Source organism: Pseudomonas sp. HY2-MNA-CIBAN-0224 (genome assembly GCF_040310285.1).
GTDB classification, from domain to species: Bacteria; Pseudomonadota; Gammaproteobacteria; order Pseudomonadales; family Pseudomonadaceae; genus Aquipseudomonas; species Aquipseudomonas helleri.
Map to the genome: position 1 here is coordinate 1 of NZ_JBEOPQ010000545.1, position 269 is coordinate 269.

Annotated in this window: 1 pseudogene; it reads left to right on the plus strand. The window is 41.6% G+C overall.

From position 1 onward, the window contains the following. Positions 1–183: pseudogene (locus AAEZ03_RS27505) on the plus strand (N-acetyl-gamma-glutamyl-phosphate reductase); the annotation flags it as partial. Positions 184–269: the final 86 nt, after the last annotated feature.

Genomic DNA, 269 nt, shown 5'->3' on the forward strand with positions numbered 1-269 from the left:
GTGCGAGCCAGCAACCGTCTGCGGATTTCGGTACATCAGGACAATGAGCGTTCTGAATTGACGGTTATTGTGGTACAAGACAATTTAGTAAAAGGCGCGGCTGGGCAGGCGGTACAGAATATGAATGTGATGTTTGGGTTTGATGAGTCACAGGGGTTGAATTTTGCGCCGATTGTCCCTTAATCTTACTATCCAACATTGTATTTTTACTGTTAAATCATTCATATTGATGGTGCTAGGTATTGATTATAAATTCCGCTATAATAACC